This window comes from Mesobacillus maritimus (assembly GCF_019749255.1).
Taxonomy (GTDB): Bacteria; Bacillota; Bacilli; order Bacillales; family Cytobacillaceae; genus Mesobacillus_B; species Mesobacillus_B maritimus_A.
Map to the genome: position 1 here is coordinate 121,447 of NZ_JACWFH010000031.1, position 17,464 is coordinate 138,910.

18 protein-coding genes and 1 riboswitch are annotated in these 17,464 nt (G+C 39.7%); of the genes, 17 read left to right on the top strand and 1 reads right to left on the bottom strand.

Translation table 11 applies throughout. From position 1 onward, the window contains the following. The first annotated feature begins 9 nt into the window (after nucleotides 1–9). From H0185_RS20065 to H0185_RS20105, 9 genes are all read left to right on the top strand, one after another. Complete coding sequence (locus H0185_RS20065; RefSeq protein ID WP_221875274.1) at nucleotides 10–414, top strand: DUF350 domain-containing protein; 405 nt, start codon at nucleotides 10–12, stop codon at nucleotides 412–414. 274 nt (nucleotides 415–688) lie between these two features. Beyond that, entirely contained in the window at nucleotides 689–2,389 is a 1,701-nt protein-coding gene (locus H0185_RS20070; protein ID WP_246629313.1) for a long-chain-fatty-acid--CoA ligase, read from the top strand. A 201-nt stretch (nucleotides 2,390–2,590) separates the two neighbouring features. Further along, complete coding sequence (fadR, locus tag H0185_RS20075; RefSeq protein WP_221875275.1) at nucleotides 2,591–3,187, top strand: fatty acid metabolism transcriptional regulator FadR; 597 nt, start codon at nucleotides 2,591–2,593, stop codon at nucleotides 3,185–3,187. Nucleotides 3,188–3,242: 55 nt separating this feature from the next. Further along, the gene (locus H0185_RS20080) at nucleotides 3,243–4,013 is read left to right on the top strand and encodes an enoyl-CoA hydratase (RefSeq protein ID WP_221875276.1); all 771 of its coding nucleotides are present in this window, start codon (nucleotides 3,243–3,245) and stop codon (nucleotides 4,011–4,013) included. A gap of 88 nt (nucleotides 4,014–4,101) precedes the next feature. Next, complete coding sequence (locus tag H0185_RS20085) at nucleotides 4,102–4,875, top strand: electron transfer flavoprotein subunit beta/FixA family protein (protein ID WP_221875277.1); 774 nt, start codon at nucleotides 4,102–4,104, stop codon at nucleotides 4,873–4,875. A gap of 101 nt (nucleotides 4,876–4,976) precedes the next feature. Further along, the gene (locus H0185_RS20090) at nucleotides 4,977–5,954 is read left to right on the top strand and encodes an electron transfer flavoprotein subunit alpha/FixB family protein (protein WP_221875278.1); all 978 of its coding nucleotides are present in this window, start codon (nucleotides 4,977–4,979) and stop codon (nucleotides 5,952–5,954) included. Nucleotides 5,955–6,137: 183 nt separating this feature from the next. Next, nucleotides 6,138–6,452: a thioredoxin gene (gene trxA, locus H0185_RS20095; protein WP_221875279.1), complete on the top strand. Its 315-nt coding sequence runs from the start codon at nucleotides 6,138–6,140 to the stop codon at nucleotides 6,450–6,452. Between the two features lie 255 nt (nucleotides 6,453–6,707). Continuing rightward, nucleotides 6,708–8,480 carry an excinuclease ABC subunit UvrC gene (uvrC, locus tag H0185_RS20100; protein WP_221875280.1) on the top strand — a complete coding sequence of 591 codons (1,773 nt, stop codon included), beginning with the start codon at nucleotides 6,708–6,710 and terminating at the stop codon, nucleotides 8,478–8,480. 66 nt (nucleotides 8,481–8,546) lie between these two features. After that, nucleotides 8,547–8,725: riboswitch (Lysine riboswitch) on the top strand. Between the two features lie 129 nt (nucleotides 8,726–8,854). Continuing rightward, nucleotides 8,855–10,084, top strand: coding sequence for an aspartate kinase (locus H0185_RS20105; protein ID WP_221875281.1), 1,230 nt, complete (start codon nucleotides 8,855–8,857; stop codon nucleotides 10,082–10,084). Between the two features lie 78 nt (nucleotides 10,085–10,162). On the opposite strand, the gene H0185_RS20110 is transcribed toward H0185_RS20105, so the two are convergent. Further along, the gene (locus tag H0185_RS20110) at nucleotides 10,163–10,612 is read right to left on the bottom strand and encodes a YslB family protein (protein WP_221875282.1); all 450 of its coding nucleotides are present in this window, start codon (nucleotides 10,610–10,612) and stop codon (nucleotides 10,163–10,165) included. Nucleotides 10,613–11,061: 449 nt separating this feature from the next. Between H0185_RS20110 and H0185_RS20115 the strand changes: the two genes are divergently transcribed. The 8 genes from H0185_RS20115 (at nucleotide 11,062) to racE (ending at nucleotide 17,369) form a co-directional block, all read left to right on the top strand. Then, nucleotides 11,062–11,670, top strand: a complete 609-nt coding sequence (locus H0185_RS20115) for a succinate dehydrogenase cytochrome b558 subunit (protein ID WP_221875283.1) — start codon at nucleotides 11,062–11,064, stop codon at nucleotides 11,668–11,670. 62 nt (nucleotides 11,671–11,732) lie between these two features. After that, the gene (gene sdhA / locus H0185_RS20120) at nucleotides 11,733–13,484 is read left to right on the top strand and encodes a succinate dehydrogenase flavoprotein subunit (protein ID WP_221875284.1); all 1,752 of its coding nucleotides are present in this window, start codon (nucleotides 11,733–11,735) and stop codon (nucleotides 13,482–13,484) included. 18 nt (nucleotides 13,485–13,502) lie between these two features. Further along, nucleotides 13,503–14,264 (top strand): succinate dehydrogenase iron-sulfur subunit, encoded by a 762-nt coding sequence (gene sdhB, locus H0185_RS20125; RefSeq protein ID WP_221875285.1) that lies wholly within the window; start codon nucleotides 13,503–13,505, stop codon nucleotides 14,262–14,264. Between the two features lie 200 nt (nucleotides 14,265–14,464). Further along, the gene (locus H0185_RS20130) at nucleotides 14,465–15,058 is read left to right on the top strand and encodes a class D sortase (protein ID WP_221875286.1); all 594 of its coding nucleotides are present in this window, start codon (nucleotides 14,465–14,467) and stop codon (nucleotides 15,056–15,058) included. A 61-nt stretch (nucleotides 15,059–15,119) separates the two neighbouring features. Beyond that, nucleotides 15,120–15,587, top strand: coding sequence for an acyl-CoA thioesterase (locus tag H0185_RS20135; protein WP_221875287.1), 468 nt, complete (start codon nucleotides 15,120–15,122; stop codon nucleotides 15,585–15,587). A gap of 138 nt (nucleotides 15,588–15,725) precedes the next feature. Beyond that, on the top strand, nucleotides 15,726–15,950 hold the full coding sequence (gene gerE / locus H0185_RS20140; protein ID WP_101593148.1) for a spore germination transcription factor GerE: 225 nt from the start codon (nucleotides 15,726–15,728) through the stop codon (nucleotides 15,948–15,950). A gap of 155 nt (nucleotides 15,951–16,105) precedes the next feature. Next, complete coding sequence (locus tag H0185_RS20145; RefSeq protein WP_221875288.1) at nucleotides 16,106–16,564, top strand: MarR family winged helix-turn-helix transcriptional regulator; 459 nt, start codon at nucleotides 16,106–16,108, stop codon at nucleotides 16,562–16,564. A 10-nt stretch (nucleotides 16,565–16,574) separates the two neighbouring features. Beyond that, a complete protein-coding gene (racE, locus tag H0185_RS20150) occupies nucleotides 16,575–17,369 on the top strand; it encodes a glutamate racemase (RefSeq protein ID WP_221875289.1) in 795 nt (264 codons plus the stop codon). The last annotated feature ends 95 nt before the right edge of the window (nucleotides 17,370–17,464 follow it).

Below are 17,464 nucleotides of genomic sequence, written 5' to 3' on the forward strand. Positions count from 1 at the left end.
GGGAGTTCAATGGATCGATTTTGGGGAAATGATTTTGTGATGACAGCTGGTTATTACAGTGTAGTCATACTTTGCACCATTGTCTTTCTAGCTATATTTGAAATCGTAACGAAGTATCGTAACTGGGAAGAAATTAAAAATGGAAATTTATCGGTAGCAATGGCGACAGGTGGGAAAATATTTGGGGTAGCAAATATTTTCCGCCACTCTATTGCTCAACATGAATCTTTAATTAGTATGATTAGTTGGGGAGTGTTTGGGTTTATCCTCCTGCTAATAGGGTATTTTATCTTTGAATTTTTGACCCCGAAGTTTAATATTGATATAGAGATTCAGAATGACAACCGAGCAGTTGGCCTAATCTCATTGATTATTTCAGTTGGTTTAAGCTATGTCATTGGAGCAGGCATCTGATAAGGGGAGAATGAGTTGGAGAAATTAGCAAAAGTTTTAATGGTGTTATCAGGATTTTTTGTGTTATTGGGGTTAGTTTATATCTTGTTTCTAGCTTAAATAAAACTATATTAATATTCTTTATAAAAGAGGCGACCAAAGAGGTTGCCTTTTTTTATATCCAAGCATCATAAGTAAATATTAATTATTCTAATTGTCAATAAATTATCCACATATTATAATAAAAAAGAAACATATAAATATTCTGAATAATAGCTTAAAAGGGGGTTTTATTATGTCAGAGAAACCATGGTTAGCACAATACCCACCAGAAATACCTGCGACACTAGATATTGAGGGAATTCCGGTACAAGAATATTTAAACAGAACAGCAAGAGACTATCCTGATAAAATTGCGATTCATTTTATGGGAAAAGAAATGAGCTACAGGCAGCTCTATAAATCTGCCAACAAAGTAGCAGCTTACCTGCAATCGCTTGGGATTGAGAAAGGTGACCGAGTGGCGATTATGCTTCCGAATATGCCTGCAGGGGTCATTAGTTATTTTGGTGTTTTAATCGCAGGTGGGGTTGTCGTACAAACGAACCCACTTTATACAGAGAGAGAATTAGAATATCAAATGAAAGATTCAGGTGCAAAAGCAATCATTGCTTTTGATTTGCTATATCCACGTGTCTCGAAGATTAAAGCACAAACTAACTTAGAACATATTATTGTAACCGCTATCAAAGATTTCTTGCCTTTCCCTAAAAACTTGATTTATCCTTTTATCCAGAAAAAGCAAAATGGAATCGTTGTAAACGTAAAGCATGAAGGAAACAATCATTTGCTTACCGAGATATTAAAGCAACCCCAAAAGAGTTTAACTTTGCATGAGTTTGACTTTAGTGAGGACCTAGCTTTATTGCAATATACTGGGGGGACTACTGGTTTTCCAAAAGGGGTTATGATTACGCATGAGAATCTAGTTTCTAATGCGGCGATGTGTGTAGCTTGGCTCTATAAGGCCAGACCTGGCCAAGAAGTGGTCCTAGGAGTTCTCCCGTTTTTTCATGTATATGGAATGACAACGGTGATGATTCTTTCCGTCTTGCAGGCACAGAAGATGGTGCTAATTCCTAAGTTTGATGTCGACACGATTTTAAAAACCATTGAAAAACAACGCCCTACCCTATTTCCAGGTGCGCCAACGATGTATATTGGATTGTTAAATCATCCTGATTTAATGAAATATGACCTTTCGTCAATAAATGCTTGTATCAGTGGCTCCGCTCCACTTCCAGTTGAGGTACAACAAAGATTTGAGGAATTGACCGGCGGAAGTTTAGTTGAAGGATACGGATTAACGGAAGCTTCACCTGTTACTCATTCTAACTTCCTTTGGGATAAAAAACCTGTAGCAGGGAGTATAGGGGTACCGTACCCATCTACCGATGCTAAAATTTTGTCTTTAGAAACAGGAGAACCTCTTGAACAAGGAGAAATTGGCGAATTAGCTGTGTCTGGTCCTCAAATCATGAAGGGGTACTGGAACCGTCCCGAAGAATCTGCAGAAGTCTTAAAGGATGGCTGGCTCCTTACAGGTGACGTTGGGTATATGGACGAAGAAGGGTACTTTTATATTGTTGATCGTAAAAAAGATATGATTATCGCAGGGGGATTCAATATCTATCCTCGTGAGGTAGAAGAAATTTTATATGAACATCCGGCAGTAATGGAGGCAGCTGTTGCAGGTATTCCCGATCCTTATCGTGGAGAAACTGTTAAAGCCTATATTGTATTAAAAGAAGGGCATCAAATAACAGAAGAAGAGTTAAATGAATTTGCTCGTAAACATCTAGCAGCCTATAAAGTTCCAAGGTATTATGACTTCCGAAAAGAGCTTCCAAAAACAGCAGTTGGGAAAGTTCTACGGAGAACTTTAGTGGAAGAGGAAAAAGCCAAGCAAAATACGGACGATAAAAAGCAGGCATAATGGAAAGCCGAAATTGGCTTTTCGTATTGAAAATTTGGATTAGCCTTGAAAAGAAAGCTATAATTTCTTGACAGATAAGGATGATGATACTATTATAAAATTATGAATGACGATTCATTCATTTATTTGAAATTAAAAGGATTGAGGACTAAGGTATCCTCTATAAACTTACATTTTCCTGGCTAGAGAGGGGTGAAAAAAATGAAAAGGAATAGACCAAAGTATATGCAAATTATTGATGCGGCTGTAGTTGTTATAGCTGAAAAGGGCTACCATCAGGCACAAGTTTCAAAGATTGCAAAGCAAGCTGGAGTAGCTGATGGTACCATTTACTTGTATTTTAGGAATAAAGAAGATATATTGATCTCCCTCTTCCAGGAAAAAATGGGTAACTTTATTGAATTAATTGAAGGTAAAATAGCAGGAAAAACTACGGCAGTGGAGAAGTTATTAATGTTGGTAGAATCACATTTGGAATGGGTGGCCGGGGATAGTCATCTTGCCATCGTTACTCAGCTAGAATTAAGACAATCTAACAAGGACTTACGTCTAAAAATTAATGACGTTCTAAAAGGATATCTTAAGCTGATTGATAAGATTGTCGTAGAGGGAATTGAGCGAGACGAGTTTCGCAAAAACCTTGATGTGCGACTTGCAAGACAGATGATCTTCGGAACAATAGATGAAACGGTAACAACTTGGGTAATGAGTGATGCAAAATATGACCTCCTATCCTTAGCAGGGCCGTTGCATCAAATGCTTGTAAACGGATGTGGCTATCAAACAGCAGGTAATTAACACATAATGTCACTCTGCTACCGGAAACAACAGCAGGGGAAAAGGAGGGGAACATGTGGAAAATCTAAAATGGGCAATTGAGGAAAGGGTAGCAACAATCACGATTACCCGTCCTCCGGCCAATGCACTTTCTTCTGGTTTAATTACCGATCTTGCGGCTGTGTTGGATCAAGTTGAAAACAATGATGAAGTTAGAGTTGTTTTGATTCATGGGGAAGGAAAGTTCTTCTCAGCAGGCGCGGATATTAAAGAATTTACGACTATTAAAGGGGACGGATTTGAGAATCTCTCTGAAAATGGTCAAAACGTTTTCGAACGGATGGAGTCATTTCCAAAGCCAATCATCGCTGCCATCCATGGTGCCGCTTTAGGTGGTGGGCTTGAGCTTGCAATGGCTTGCCATATCCGTCTAGTGACGGAAAATGCAAAGCTAGGTCTTCCAGAGCTTCAATTAGGATTGATTCCTGGTTTTGCCGGCACGCAAAGACTCCCTCGTTATGTAGGAACTGCTAGAGCTGCTGAGATGATGATTACGAGTGAACCAATCACAGGACAGGAAGCTGTTCAATATGGTCTGGCAAATCATGCGTACTCTGATGAAGACATTCTTGAAAACGCCTACATATTGGCGAAGAAAATGGCTCAAAAAAGCCCAATCTCCGTTAAGGCAACTCTTAATCTATTAAACTATGCAAAAACTGGTCAATTTTATGAGGGTATTAAGAAAGAAGCACAACTATTTGGAGAAGTGTTTGTTTCAGAAGACGCCAAAGAAGGTATTACTGCATTTCTGGAGAAACGTAGGCCAGAATTTAAAGGTAGATAAACGGCTTATTTTTCAATATATTTTTTTATCCTGACTTTTTTCAATCTTTGGAACTAAATGAAAGTTAGAATTCTTAGGAGGGGAAATAATGAACATCTACGTTTTATTGAAAAGAACCTTTGACACTGAGGAAAAGATTACGATTTCCGGCGGAAAGATTAATGAAGAGGGCGCTGAGTTTATCATCAACCCTTATGATGAATATGCGATTGAAGAAGCAATCCAAGTTCGCGATGCGAATGGTGGAGAAGTAACAGTTATTTCAGTTGGAACTGAAGAAGGCGAAAAACAACTTCGGACTGCCCTTGCAATGGGAGCAGATAAAGCTGTGTTAATTAATACTGAGGACGACGTTGAAGAAGGCGACCAATTTACAACAGCAAAAATTATTGCTGAATACCTAAAAGATAAAGAAGTAGATTTGATTCTTGCTGGTAACGTTGCCATTGATGGCGGTTCTGGTCAAGTTGGTCCACGCGTAGCAGACGCGCTAGATATCCCTTATGTTACAACGATTACAAATTTAGAAATCGATGGAACAAATGTAACTGTAACAAGAGATGTTGAAGGGGATTCTGAAGTAATCGAGACTAGTCTTCCACTTTTAGTTACTGCTCAGCAAGGCCTTAATGAGCCACGCTATCCTTCCCTACCGGGGATTATGAAGGCGAAGAAAAAGCCGCTTGAGGAGCTTGAGTTAGATGATTTAGATCTTGATGAAGATGATGTTGAAGCAAAAACAAAAACAATTGAGATTTACCTTCCGCCTCAAAAAGAAGCAGGAAGAGTACTTGAAGGTGACTTAGCAGATCAGGTAAAAGAGCTAGTTCAATTACTTCACTCAGAAGCGAAAGTAGTCTAATAAATACGAACTGGGTGTTGGCTAGCATCATCACACTTGAAAGGCAAACTTTCTGATTCTAAATTTCGGATGAACGAGAATATACGCAGGAGGTAATTCAAATGGGTAGAAAAGTATTGGTATTAGGTGAAGTTCGCGATGGTTCACTGCGAAATGTATCTTTTGAAGCGGTATCTGCAGCTAAAACAGTGGCAGAAGGTGGAGAAGTAGTTGGAGTATTACTTGGTGAAAATGTAAGCTCGCTTGGAGCTGAGCTAGTACAATATGGAGCGGACAGAGTTGTTGCTGTTGAAAGTGACAAGTTAGCTCAATATACAACAGATGGATATTCTCAAGCGTTAATGGCGGTCATTGGTGAAGAGAATCCTGAAGGACTAATTATTGGTCATACAGCACTTGGAAAGGATCTTGCTCCTAAAATTGCTAGTAAGTTAGAATCAGGTTTAATTTCTGATGCAACCGCTGTTGAAGAAGCAGGCGGCAACCTAGTCTTTACCCGCCCAATTTATTCAGGTAAAGCGTTTGAAAAGAAGGTTGTTACTGACGGACTTTTTTTTGCGACAGTTCGTCCAAACAATATAGCGCCTCTTGAAAAAGATGAAAGCCGTTCAGGTGATGTATCAACTTTAGCGGTCGACATTAAAGACCTTCGTACAGTGATTAAAGAAGTTGTACGTAAAGCAACAGAAGGTGTGGATCTTTCTGAAGCGAAAGTGGTTATTGCTGGTGGACGTGGCGTGAAGAGTGAAGAGGGCTTTGAGCCACTTAAAGAGCTTGCTAACGTACTAGGAGGAGCGGTTGGTGCATCCCGTGGTGCTTGTGACGCTGAATATTGTGATTATTCCCTTCAGATCGGTCAAACGGGTAAAGTTGTAACACCTGACCTTTATATTGCTTGTGGAATCTCTGGAGCGATTCAGCACCTTGCAGGTATGTCAAACTCCAAGATTATTGTTGCCATTAATAAAGATCCTGAAGCAAATATCTTTAAAGTAGCCGATTACGGAATCGTTGGCGATTTATTTGAAGTTGTTCCAATGCTTACGGAAGAATTCAAAAAATTAAAGGTACATTCCTAATCTAAAGGTTAAAACAATGGGTATTAACAAGGGTGGGCATATAAAATTGGCCCACTCTCCTTTTGTTTTTTAAGGGATACATAGATTTTAAAGCGGGTAATATAGAAACGAAACAAATAAATAGCATCACTTTGTAAACGGTGATATACTGACGATAATATCGTTATTTAGGAGGAATTTAATATGGCTATTACACATGCAACTGACCAGAGTTTCACAAATGAAACAGGTTCAGGTACAGTTTTGGTTGATTTTTGGGCAACATGGTGCGGACCTTGTAAAATGATCGCCCCTGTTCTTGAAGAATTAGATACAGATATGGGTGACAAAGTGAAAATCGTAAAGGTGGACGTTGACGAAAACCAAGAAACAGCAGGAAAGTTCGGAATCATGAGCATTCCAACATTGCTTGTTCTAAAAGATGGAGAAGTTGTTGATAAAGCAGTTGGCTATCAGCCAAAAGAAGCATTAGCTGAACTTCTTAATAAACACGTTTAAGATAAAAGACGGCCGGTGGGAGGAATCCCGCCGGTGTTTTTTATGAAGTCGACGTTTCTGCTTCTATTTATTGGCCCGAACGGGATTGGGAAGGCAAATAGGAACTTCCTAACTGCCCGAACGAGGTAGAACAAAGCTGAACGTAATAGAATGCCTCTAATTACCAGGAAGAGTTAAATGCCACTGTAATGGTACAATAGAAATATTGAAGAAAGAACGATTAGTTGATTGTTTTTAAATGGGGGGGTGCACAGCATGAATCAAAATATTAAGAATAAACTTGCGCTTTTGCCTGGACAGCCGGGATGTTATTTAATGAAGGACAGGCAAGGAACCATTATATACGTCGGCAAAGCGAAAATCTTAAAAAATCGAGTACGCTCATATTTTACCGGTTCTCATGATGGAAAGACACTTAGGCTTGTAAATGAAATCGAGGATTTTGAGTATATTGTTACGTCATCCAACATGGAAGCTTTACTTTTAGAAATCAACCTAATTAAGAAACACAACCCTAAATACAACATCATGTTAAAAGATGATAAAAGCTATCCGTTTATTAAATTGACCTCAGAACGGCACCCACGTCTAATCATTACCCGAAAAGTAAAAAAAGACAATGGGAAGTACTTTGGCCCTTACCCAAATGTACAGGCTGCAAATGAAACAAAGAAACTCCTCGACCGAATTTATCCCCTTCGCAAATGTGCCACCTTACCTGACAGGGTCTGTCTTTATTATCATTTAGGACAGTGCCTCGCTCCATGTGTGAATGAGGTTGGGGAACAGGAATATAAAACAATGACCGATGAAATAACACGATTTTTAAATGGTGGTTATAAAGACATAAAGAAGGAATTAGCTGAGAAAATGGCGACAGCTGCAGAAGAGTTGGATTTCGAACGCGCTAAAGAATTCAGAGATAAAATCGCACATATTGAAGCAACGATGGAAAAACAGAAAATCACCATGACAGACTTTACCGATCGCGATGTATTTGGTTATGCGGTTGACAAAGGCTGGATGTGTGTTCAAGTGTTTTTTATCCGCCAGGGCAAATTAATCGAGCGTGAAGTATCGATGTTTCCTATTCATAACGAACCAGAAGACGAGATTTTGACTTTTCTTGGACAATTTTATTCCATCGCTGAGCATTTCAAACCGAAGGAAGTTCTTGTCCCTGACACCGTGGACGCCGAAATGACAGAGCAATTACTATCAGTAAAGGTATTAAAGCCGCAAAGGGGACAGAAAAAGGAGCTTGTTAAACTTGCTTATAAAAATGCCAAGATTGCCTTAAAGGAAAAGTTTTCTCTAATTGAGCGAGATGAAGAAAGAACTATTAAAGCAGTGGAAAGCTTAGGCAAACATCTAGGTATTTTTACACCTCACAGGATTGAGTCCTATGATAACTCTAATATTCAAGGAACAAATCCTGTTTCGGCCATGATTGTCTTTATTGATGGGAAGCCTGAAAAGAGAGAATACCGGAAGTACAAAATAAAATCAGTTACTGGTCCCGATGATTATGAATCGATGCGTGAAGTGGTTAGGAGGAGATATTCAAGAGTATTAAAAGAAGGGCTCCCTTTAGCAGACTTGATTATCATTGATGGTGGAAAGGGGCATATCGAAGCAGCAAGGGATGTACTTGAAAATGAACTAGGGCTAGATATCCCAATTGCGGGTCTTGCAAAGGATGAGAAACACAGAACTTCCCAACTACTTTATGGGAATCCGCTAGAAATCATCAATCTTCCGCGCAACAGCCAGGAATTTTATTTGCTACAACGAATTCAAGATGAAGTCCATCGCTTTGCGATTACGTTCCATCGACAGCTTAGAGGAAAAAACGCTTTTCAATCTTTACTCGATGACATTGATGGGATTGGCGAAAAACGAAAGAAAATGCTTCTTAAACATTTTGGCTCTGTCAAAAAGATGCGTGAAGCAAGCCTAGAAGAGCTAAAGGCGGCAGGGTTACCAGCTAAAGTCGCCGAGGATCTACAAAAAAAACTAACAGAATAGTATTGTCAGTTTGAAAATTCTTATGCTATAATGATGAAAATTCAATAAATCACTTTAGAGCGTTAAAGTGAAGATAGAGGTGCGGGCCTCAAGAGTAAAAGTCTGGAGAATAATGAGATTCTTTGATGGGCTTTGAAAGGGATGTTCGCCGAAGTGAGGGATGACTCATAGCTTTCCTTGCTGGTTCTGCATTGAATAAATGCTGAATTGTCAAGATGACTGTGTCTTGGAGGGCTATCTCACTGTGTAAGCGTATATGATTACGTAACCACAGCAATGAGATATTCTCATTGCTTTTTTCTATTTTCTGGGAAAAAGCTTAGAGTACATAAAGACGCATGAACAGCCATCAACAACAGGAAGAGGGGATTAGAATGGGACTGATTGTGCAAAAGTTTGGTGGGACTTCGGTAGGGGACGTTGAAAAGATTCAAAACGTTGCTGGTCGAGTTGCTGAAGAAAAACAGAATGGGAATGGCGTAGTGGTTGTGGTCTCCGCTATGGGAAAAACGACGGATAAACTTGTGGAGATGGCAAATGAACTCTCATCTTCTCCAAGCAAACGGGAAATGGATATGCTCCTTACCACAGGAGAGCAAGTGACGATTTCACTTTTAGCAATCGCGCTTAAAGAAAAAGGACTAGACGCCGTCTCTTATACAGGCTGGCAGGCGGGGATTTCAACAGAATCTGTACATGGGAACGCAAGGATTTTAAATATTAATCCGAATAAAATCAAAAACGATTTGGCAGCAGGTAGGGTTGTAGTCGTGGCTGGCTTCCAAGGCGTCACTGATAACGGCGAGATTACGACCTTAGGACGTGGAGGATCAGACACAACAGCTGTAGCCCTTGCAGCGGCCCTTAATGCTGACAAATGTGATATCTATACAGACGTAACCGGCGTATACACGACAGATCCACGCTATGTAAAAGGAGCAAGGAAACTGCTGGGAGTTTCGTATGATGAAATGTTGGAACTTGCAAATCTAGGAGCAGGAGTACTTCATCCTCGTGCCGTAGAATTTGCTAAAAACTTTGGCGTCACACTAGAGGTTCGCTCAAGCATGGAGAAAGAACGTGGAACAGTCATCGAGGAGGAGATTGCAATGGAACAAAACCTAATTGTACGTGGAATTGCGTTTGAGGATCAAATTACGAGAGTTTCAATCATTGGCTTGGATAATTCAATTACAAGCTTACCAACTATTTTTACGACACTGGCTAATAATCATATTAATGTCGATATCATTATCCAAAGTGGTACTGGAACAGATAAAGCGAATATATCTTTTTCAATTAAAAGCAGCGACTTGAAGGAGACATTAGAGGTACTAGAAAAGAACAAAGAAACCTTGAACTATGAGTCGGTGGAATCAGAAACAGGTTTGGCAAAAGTATCCATTGTCGGAGCTGGGATGATTTCAAATCCTGGTGTTGCAGCGAAGATGTTTGAAGTACTAGCGGCTGAGGGAGTTCAGGTAAAGATGGTTAGCACTTCTGAAATAAAGGTGTCAACCGTTGTCTCAGAACAACTGATGGTGAAGGCAGTAGAAGCTCTGCATGATTCCTTTGAGCTTTCCAACGTCCCTGTTCAAGCATAATTGGTTAATAAAAGACAAAAAGCTTTCAACGGATTAGAACCTTGAAAGCTTTTTGTATAGTGTAGTCTTGGTCATTTTTTATAATGAGTCATGACTGTCCCACTTAATCGTGAATTGGATGATATTTGAACGTTTATTTGGATGTTCAAATGCTTCGGCAACAACCTTTTTTTGCCACTCAATTTGTTGTGCTAAAAAGCCAGCCTCTAGCTGGAAAGTAGTGTTTTTATCTTTTTTTAAGCGATTGGAAACAAACTCCCCTGTAAGGGAAAGGCAAAGTTCTTTGCGTTTCTCTTCTTTAACCGATAAAAGACCCCAATCAGCTTCTTGGAAAAAAGCAATGATTTCTTCTATCGAATATAAAGGATATTTACGCGCAAGTTTTTTCCCTGCCCAGTATAGGATTTCTGGTTCGTCTTTTCCAAGTAACTCTGAGATCAAGTCATCTCTAATTAATTCGTACCCAAAAAGGGAAACAGAAGGCCGCTCGTTAGGACTATATTTTTCAGAAACCGGTAATTCACTCAAATGCTTTCCCCCTTTTTCTATGACTCTATTATATACATTTTTTTTAGTTAATGAACAATGGATTTGGGAATGTTTTTTAGTGTAATTTATCCGATTATCTAGCTTGATTATTATTTCCTTTTCAGTTGTTTATGTATGCGACCTCACTTTATGAACAAGAGATTAAGTTTGTTCCTTTTGAGTAAATATTATCTTGATATATAAATAAATGGAAAATTAACGTTTGTTTTGTAGGGAAAATAATGACACTTTGGTTTTTTCAAAATTTTTTCCATATAAGTATTTTTTCTGTATCCGTTTTCTTGACGGTCCCACTTTATGAGAGTAAAATGGACTTGTCACAATATTGTAAGAAATGTTTACTATTTTTACCGATGGAAAGGTTAGAAACCAATAGTAGCGTATTTGACCTAGACATCATTTCTAATTATCAAAGGGGGGTATACATAATGGCACAAAATCGAGAGTTTGTTTGGCGGAGATTGCATTCATTACTTGGGGTTATTCCGATCGGTGTGTTTTTAATCCAACACCTTGTCGTTAACCATTTCGCCGCTATAAGTGAGGAAGCATTCAATAATGCAGCTCACTTTATGGAAAGTCTTCCATTCAGGATCTTCCTAGAGGTATTTATTATTTATTTACCAATCTTATTCCATGCAATTTACGGTATTTACATTGCTTTTACAGCGAAGAACAACACAAGTAGATTCGGATATTTCCGCAACTGGATGTTCAAGCTTCAACGCTGGACTGGTGTAATTACATTAATCTTTATTGCTTGGCATGTTTGGGAAACGCGTATCGCTGCTGCGTTTGGAGCTGAAGTAAACTTTAACATGATGGCTGATATTTTGGCTTCTCCATTTATGTTTGCTTTCTACGTAGTTGGTGTACTTAGTGCAATTTTTCACTTTGCAAATGGACTTTGGTCTTTCCTTGTTAGCTGGGGAATCACAGTTTCTCCAAGATCACAAGTTATTGCAACATACTTTTCAATTGGTGTGTTTGTTATCGTTTCAACTATCGCAATTCGTGCGCTCGTTGCATTTATTTAATTATGAATCTATTAAATTACAGAACTACTAGAAGTTGACTTAGGATTAAGGAGTGAGTCACGATGGGTAAAGGAAATATTATTGTAGTTGGCGGAGGCCTAGCAGGTTTGATGTCAACGATTAAAATTGCGGAAGCAGGGAAAACGGTCGAACTATTTTCTCTAGTTCCAGTTAAACGTTCCCATTCAGTATGTGCCCAGGGTGGTATGAATGGAGCGGTTAATACAAAAGGTGAGGGTGACTCCCCGTGGATTCACTTTGATGACACCGTTTATGGCGGAGACTTCTTAGCTAACCAACCACCGGTTAAAGCAATGTGTGAAGCAGCACCAGGAATTATCCATTTGCTAGACCGTATGGGTGTTATGTTTAACCGGACTCCAGAAGGATTGCTTGATTTCCGTCGCTTTGGTGGAACGCAGCATCACCGTACAGCATTTGCTGGTGCAACAACTGGTCAGCAATTACTTTATGCATTGGACGAGCAGGTTCGTCGCCATGAAGTGGCTGGACTTGTTACAAAATATGAGGGTTGGGAATTTTTAGGGACTGTAATCGATGACGACGGTGTTTGTCGTGGTATCGTTGCCCAAGACCTAAAAACAATGGAAATTAAATCGTTCCCTGCAGATGCAGTCATCATGGCATCAGGTGGTCCTGGTATTATTTTCGGTAAATCTACGAACTCAGTAATCAATACTGGATCGGCTGCATCTATCGTGTATCAGCAAGGTGCTTACTATGCGAACGGAGAGATGATTCAGATTCATCCAACTGCAATTCCTGGAGACGATAAACTTCGCTTGATGAGTGAATCGGCACGTGGTGAAGGTGGACGAGTTTGGACGTATAAAGATGGTAAGCCTTGGTACTTCCTTGAAGAGAAATATCCAGCTTATGGAAACTTGGTACCGCGTGATATCGCAACACGTGAAATCTTTGATGTGTGCGTAAATCAAAAGCTAGGTATCAATGGAGAGAACATGGTATTCCTTGATCTCTCTCATAAAGATCCTAAAGAACTTGATATCAAGCTTGGCGGTATTATTGAAATCTATGAAAAATTCGTTGGGGATGACCCACGTAAGGTTCCAATGAAGATCTTCCCAGCTGTTCATTACTCAATGGGTGGACTATGGGTTGATTACGATCAAATGACTAATATTCCTGGATTATTTGCAGCTGGTGAGTGTGATTACTCTCAGCACGGTGCAAACCGTCTTGGTGCAAACTCATTACTTTCTGCTATTTATGGCGGTATGGTAGCTGGTCCAAATGCGGTTAAATACATCAGTGGACTTGAAAAGAGTTCTGAAGCCGTTTCTTCATCTGTATTTGATCGTTATGTTAAGCAGGAAGAAGAGAAATGGAACAATGTCATGTCTATGGATGGTACGGAAAATGCGTATATTCTCCATAAAGAGCTTGGCGAATGGATGACAGACAACGTAACCGTTGTACGTTACAATGATCGTCTATTGAAAACGGATGAGAAGATTGTTGAGTTGATGGAGCGTTACAAAAACATCAATATCAATGATACAGCTAAATGGAGCAACCAAGGAGCTACGTTCACTCGCCAGCTTCAAAATATGCTTCAACTTGCTCGTGTTATTACGATTGGTGCTTATAACCGTAACGAAAGCCGTGGAGCTCATTATAAACCAGAATTCCCAGAACGTAATGATGAGGATTTCTTGAAAACAACTATGGCAAAGTTTGTTGATGCTAACTCAGCACCAGCTTTCCATTATGAAGATATTGATGTTTCACTAATCAAACCGCGTAAGCGTGACTATACGAAGAAACATTAGAAGGGGGAGTAAGAAGGCATGGCTGAAAATAAAACAGTCCGTTTTATCATCACACGTCAGGATACACCAGATTCAGCCTCTTATGAGGAAGAGTTCGTCTTAGACTATCGTCCTGGTATGAACGTGATTTCAGCTTTAATGGAGATTCGTAGAAATCCTGTTAATGCTAAAGGAGAAAAAACAACGCCGATTTCATGGGATATGAACTGTCTTGAAGAAGTTTGTGGTGCTTGTTCAATGAACATAAATGGAAAGCCGCGTCAGTCTTGTTCAGCCCTGGTTGATCAACTAGAGCAACCTATTAGACTAGCACCTATGAGCACGTTCCCAATTATCCGTGACTTACAAGTGGATAGAAGTAGAATGTTCGATTCTCTCAAGCGCGTTAAAGCGTGGATCCCGATCGATGGAACTTACGATTTAGGACCAGGACCACGTATGCCAGAAAGAAAGCGTCAATGGGCATATGAGCTATCAAAATGTATGACTTGTGGGGTTTGTCTAGAAGCATGTCCAAATGTGAACAGCAAATCTGACTTCATTGGTCCAGCACCTCTTTCACAAGTACGCTTATTTAATGCTCATCCAACGGGTGAAATGAACAAAGCAGAACGTCTTGAAGCGATTATGGGAGATGGCGGACTTACCAACTGCGGTAACTCACAAAACTGTGTCCAATCATGTCCGAAAGGTATTCCGTTAACAACGTCAATTGCTGCGTTGAACCGCGATACAAGTATTCAGGCATTTAAAAACTTCTTCGGAAGCGACCAAATATAAAAATAGGAGGCTCCTTTCCAACCTTGGAAAGGAGTCTTTTTTTATAATTAAGAGTAACTTTCGAAGCAAAGAGTGGGTACAGGGAAAACGTGTGGGAGAGGATTAGCTCTAGATTTTGATATAGACGAAAGAAGGTTACTTTGTGGCAAGGTACCCTGTATAATAGAGTAGAATTAGAATCTAACGGAGTTGATCCTCTTTTGAAGAAAAAAAATATCCTCCCATTTTTAATTATTGCCATTGGTGTTGTTTTTATTGGGATTGGGTTATCACAATTTATCGATAGTAAGGTTCAAACCAAGCAGTCCCTGAAGGAAGCAAAGGCCATCGTTCAGTCGCATGATGAAAATGAAGTAGAGTTGCCAGCAAAACCAGAAGGACGCTTACTACCTGATGAAGGAGAAACAACCGGGCTGCTATATATCCCAAAAATTAATGCCGAGTTGGCGATTGTAGAAGGCACTGACCCAGATGATCTAGAAAAAGGGGTCGGTCACTTTAAGGATTCTTATTATCCAGAGGAAAATGGACAAATCATTTTATCTGGACACCGTGATACCGTCTTTCGAAAACTAGGAGAATTAAAATTAGCTGATATCTTGGAAGTCCAAATGTCGTATGGAAGTTACCAATATGAAATCACTCATACAAAAATTGTAGACGCTGATGATACAAGTATCATCACTTTGCAAAATGATGAAGAGGAATTGATTTTAACAACCTGTTATCCTTTTAGTTATATAGGAGATGCACCAGACCGATATATTATTTATGCAAAAAGAGTGGATTCTTAAGCTAGGTCGAGAAACAAATCGCCTGGCTTTTTTGATAGAAAGGAAAAATGGAGGAACGAAGATGGGGAAGTTAGAGTACATTAACGATATAGTGGAATGGGAAAAGGAATTTGCATATTTTTATCCGCTAAAGGTCCGTTTTTCAGAAACCGATATGTTCGGTCATTTGAATAATACAGTGCCGTTTGTCTATTTTGAACAGGCAAGGATTGATTATCTTAAACGTAAAGGACTTATGCAGAGTTGGCTACAAGCTGAAAGTGAAACAATGCCGGTAGTAGCAGATTTGCAATGTGATTTTCTAAAGCAAATCTTCTTTGACGAGGAGTTAAAGATTTTTGTGAAAGTAGATGATGTTGGGAATTCATCCATCGATCTTCATTACATGGTGAAAAACGAAAAGGGAGAAATCTGTCTACCTGGTAGAAGCACAATTGTGCAAATATCGAAAAAAATGGGCAAAAGTGTTCCATGGACAGGTGATACGAAAAAGCTTTTTCACGAAGATCGAGAGGTTGTTTACAAGTAATAGCCCATATTTCACGAAAATGTCACTCCTTTCAGGAATTGTAGTCACTCTGTCTCCTGCCTTTACATAAGATATGGTGACTAAAAATATACCCACCCCGCAGTTCACAGCTGGCGAAGGCAAGGAGGGTTACTATACTTGAAGGAGAATGAATTTACTCACAAGCCATTACTCACCAAACGAGAAAGAGAAGTATTCGAACTGTTAGTACAAGATAAAACAACAAAGGAAATAGCTGGCGAATTGTTTATTAGCGAAAAAACGGTTCGAAATCATATTTCTAACGCTATGCAAAAGCTAGGCGTAAAGGGGCGTTCCCAAGCTGTTGTAGAGCTCCTTCGCATGGGGGAGCTAGAACTTTGATTTAAACCGGCCAACCAGTTAGGGAGGCCGGTTATCAATTTTTATCAAGGAAGAAATGCAGCCTGTCCTAAATGACTGGCTGCATTTCTTTCTTGAAATTATCCTGAAAATAATAGAAAATAAGAGCACTGATAGAGTTTAGGAGTTGTAGACCAATGGAACTCGAAGATGCTCGTAATAATAGCAACTTAGAACAAGTGGCCGATATCGAAAAAGACTTACGGTATATTTCAGGTATTATCAAACAAAAAGGGCGCGAGATATTAAGCAATTACACGATTACCCCGCCACAGTTCATTGCTTTGCAGTGGCTGTTTGAAGAGGGGGATATGACGATTGGCGAACTTTCAAATAAAATGTATTTGGCATTTAGTACCACAACGGATCTCGTAGACCGCATGGAAAAGAATGAGCTAGTCGTAAGGGTGAAAAATCCCAACGATCGCCGCGTGGTGCAAATCCACCTTCTTGATGAGGGAAAAAGGATTATCGATGAGGTTATTAAAAAACGTCAAATCTACTTACAAGATGTTTTAGTGAATTTCTCACCTGAAGAAATCGTCACACTTAAGGAAAATTTAGCAAAATTACATCAAGAAATGCGCGAAGAATGAGGCGAGATAGTTGAACAAACCGATTGGAATCATCGATTCAGGAGTAGGCGGATTGACAGTGGCAAAGGAAGTCATGCGACAATTGCCGCATGAGCAAATTGTCTATCTTGGTGATACCGCCCGCTGTCCGTATGGCCCTAGAACTGCAGAAGAAGTACTTAAATTCACCTGGGAAATTACCCAGTTTTTAATGGAAAAGCAAATTAAAATGCTGGTAATTGCTTGCAATACTGCTACAGCTGTTGCCTTAGAGGAAATCCGCTCAGAGCTAAGGATTCCTGTCTTGGGCGTAATTCATCCTGGGGCACGCACAGCGATTAAGAATACTAATAATTACCACATTGGCATAATCGGAACAGAAGGTACGGTGAAAAGTAGGGCCTATGAACAGGCGCTGAAATCAATTAATCGTAAAACCAATGTTGTCAGTTTAGCTTGCCCAAAATTTGTGCCACTCGTTGAAAGTGGTGAGTATGATGGACTTGTTGCTGAAAGAGTGGTTGCAGAAACACTAGCACCTCTAAAAGGTGAAGGGCTAGACACGCTCATTCTTGGCTGCACCCATTACCCCTTGCTAGAACCGCTCATTAAACGTGTAATGGGGAATAGTGTTAACGTCATTAGTTCCGGTGAAGAAACCGCGCGAGAAGTTAGTACAATCCTCCATCATAACGGCATTTTAAATACCACAGGAGAAGAACCCTGTCACGAATTCTATACCACTGGATCAACAAAAATCTTCTCAGAAATTGCCACCCAGTGGCTTGAAAGGCCAATTACTCATATTGAGATGGTGAAGCTCTAGAGCCCCAGTATTTTTGGGGCTTTTTCGTTTTTAGGTTACTCCCTTTGTGATTTAATTCTTTGACACCCAATCTAGGTTGTAACTGAAGGAGAAAG

Bases quoted from the DNA above. Each gene is read 5' to 3' on its own strand.
- sdhB (WP_221875285.1), top strand. From the start codon at position 13,503: ATGGCTGAAAATAAAACAGTCCGTTTTATCATCACACGTCAGGATACA.
- H0185_RS20115 (WP_221875283.1), top strand. From the start codon at position 11,062: ATGGCACAAAATCGAGAGTTTGTTTGGCGGAGATTGCATTCATTACTT.
- H0185_RS20085 (WP_221875277.1), top strand. From the start codon at position 4,102: ATGAACATCTACGTTTTATTGAAAAGAACCTTTGACACTGAGGAAAAG.
- H0185_RS20135 (WP_221875287.1), top strand. From the start codon at position 15,120: ATGGGGAAGTTAGAGTACATTAACGATATAGTGGAATGGGAAAAGGAA.
- H0185_RS20105 (WP_221875281.1), top strand. From the start codon at position 8,855: ATGGGACTGATTGTGCAAAAGTTTGGTGGGACTTCGGTAGGGGACGTT.
- H0185_RS20090 (WP_221875278.1), top strand. From the start codon at position 4,977: ATGGGTAGAAAAGTATTGGTATTAGGTGAAGTTCGCGATGGTTCACTG.
- H0185_RS20065 (WP_221875274.1), top strand. From the start codon at position 10: ATGGATCGATTTTGGGGAAATGATTTTGTGATGACAGCTGGTTATTAC.
- H0185_RS20070 (WP_246629313.1), top strand. From the start codon at position 689: ATGTCAGAGAAACCATGGTTAGCACAATACCCACCAGAAATACCTGCG.
- H0185_RS20145 (WP_221875288.1), top strand. From the start codon at position 16,106: ATGGAACTCGAAGATGCTCGTAATAATAGCAACTTAGAACAAGTGGCC.
- trxA (WP_221875279.1), top strand. From the start codon at position 6,138: ATGGCTATTACACATGCAACTGACCAGAGTTTCACAAATGAAACAGGT.
- fadR (WP_221875275.1), top strand. From the start codon at position 2,591: ATGAAAAGGAATAGACCAAAGTATATGCAAATTATTGATGCGGCTGTA.
- sdhA (WP_221875284.1), top strand. From the start codon at position 11,733: ATGGGTAAAGGAAATATTATTGTAGTTGGCGGAGGCCTAGCAGGTTTG.
- uvrC (WP_221875280.1), top strand. From the start codon at position 6,708: ATGAATCAAAATATTAAGAATAAACTTGCGCTTTTGCCTGGACAGCCG.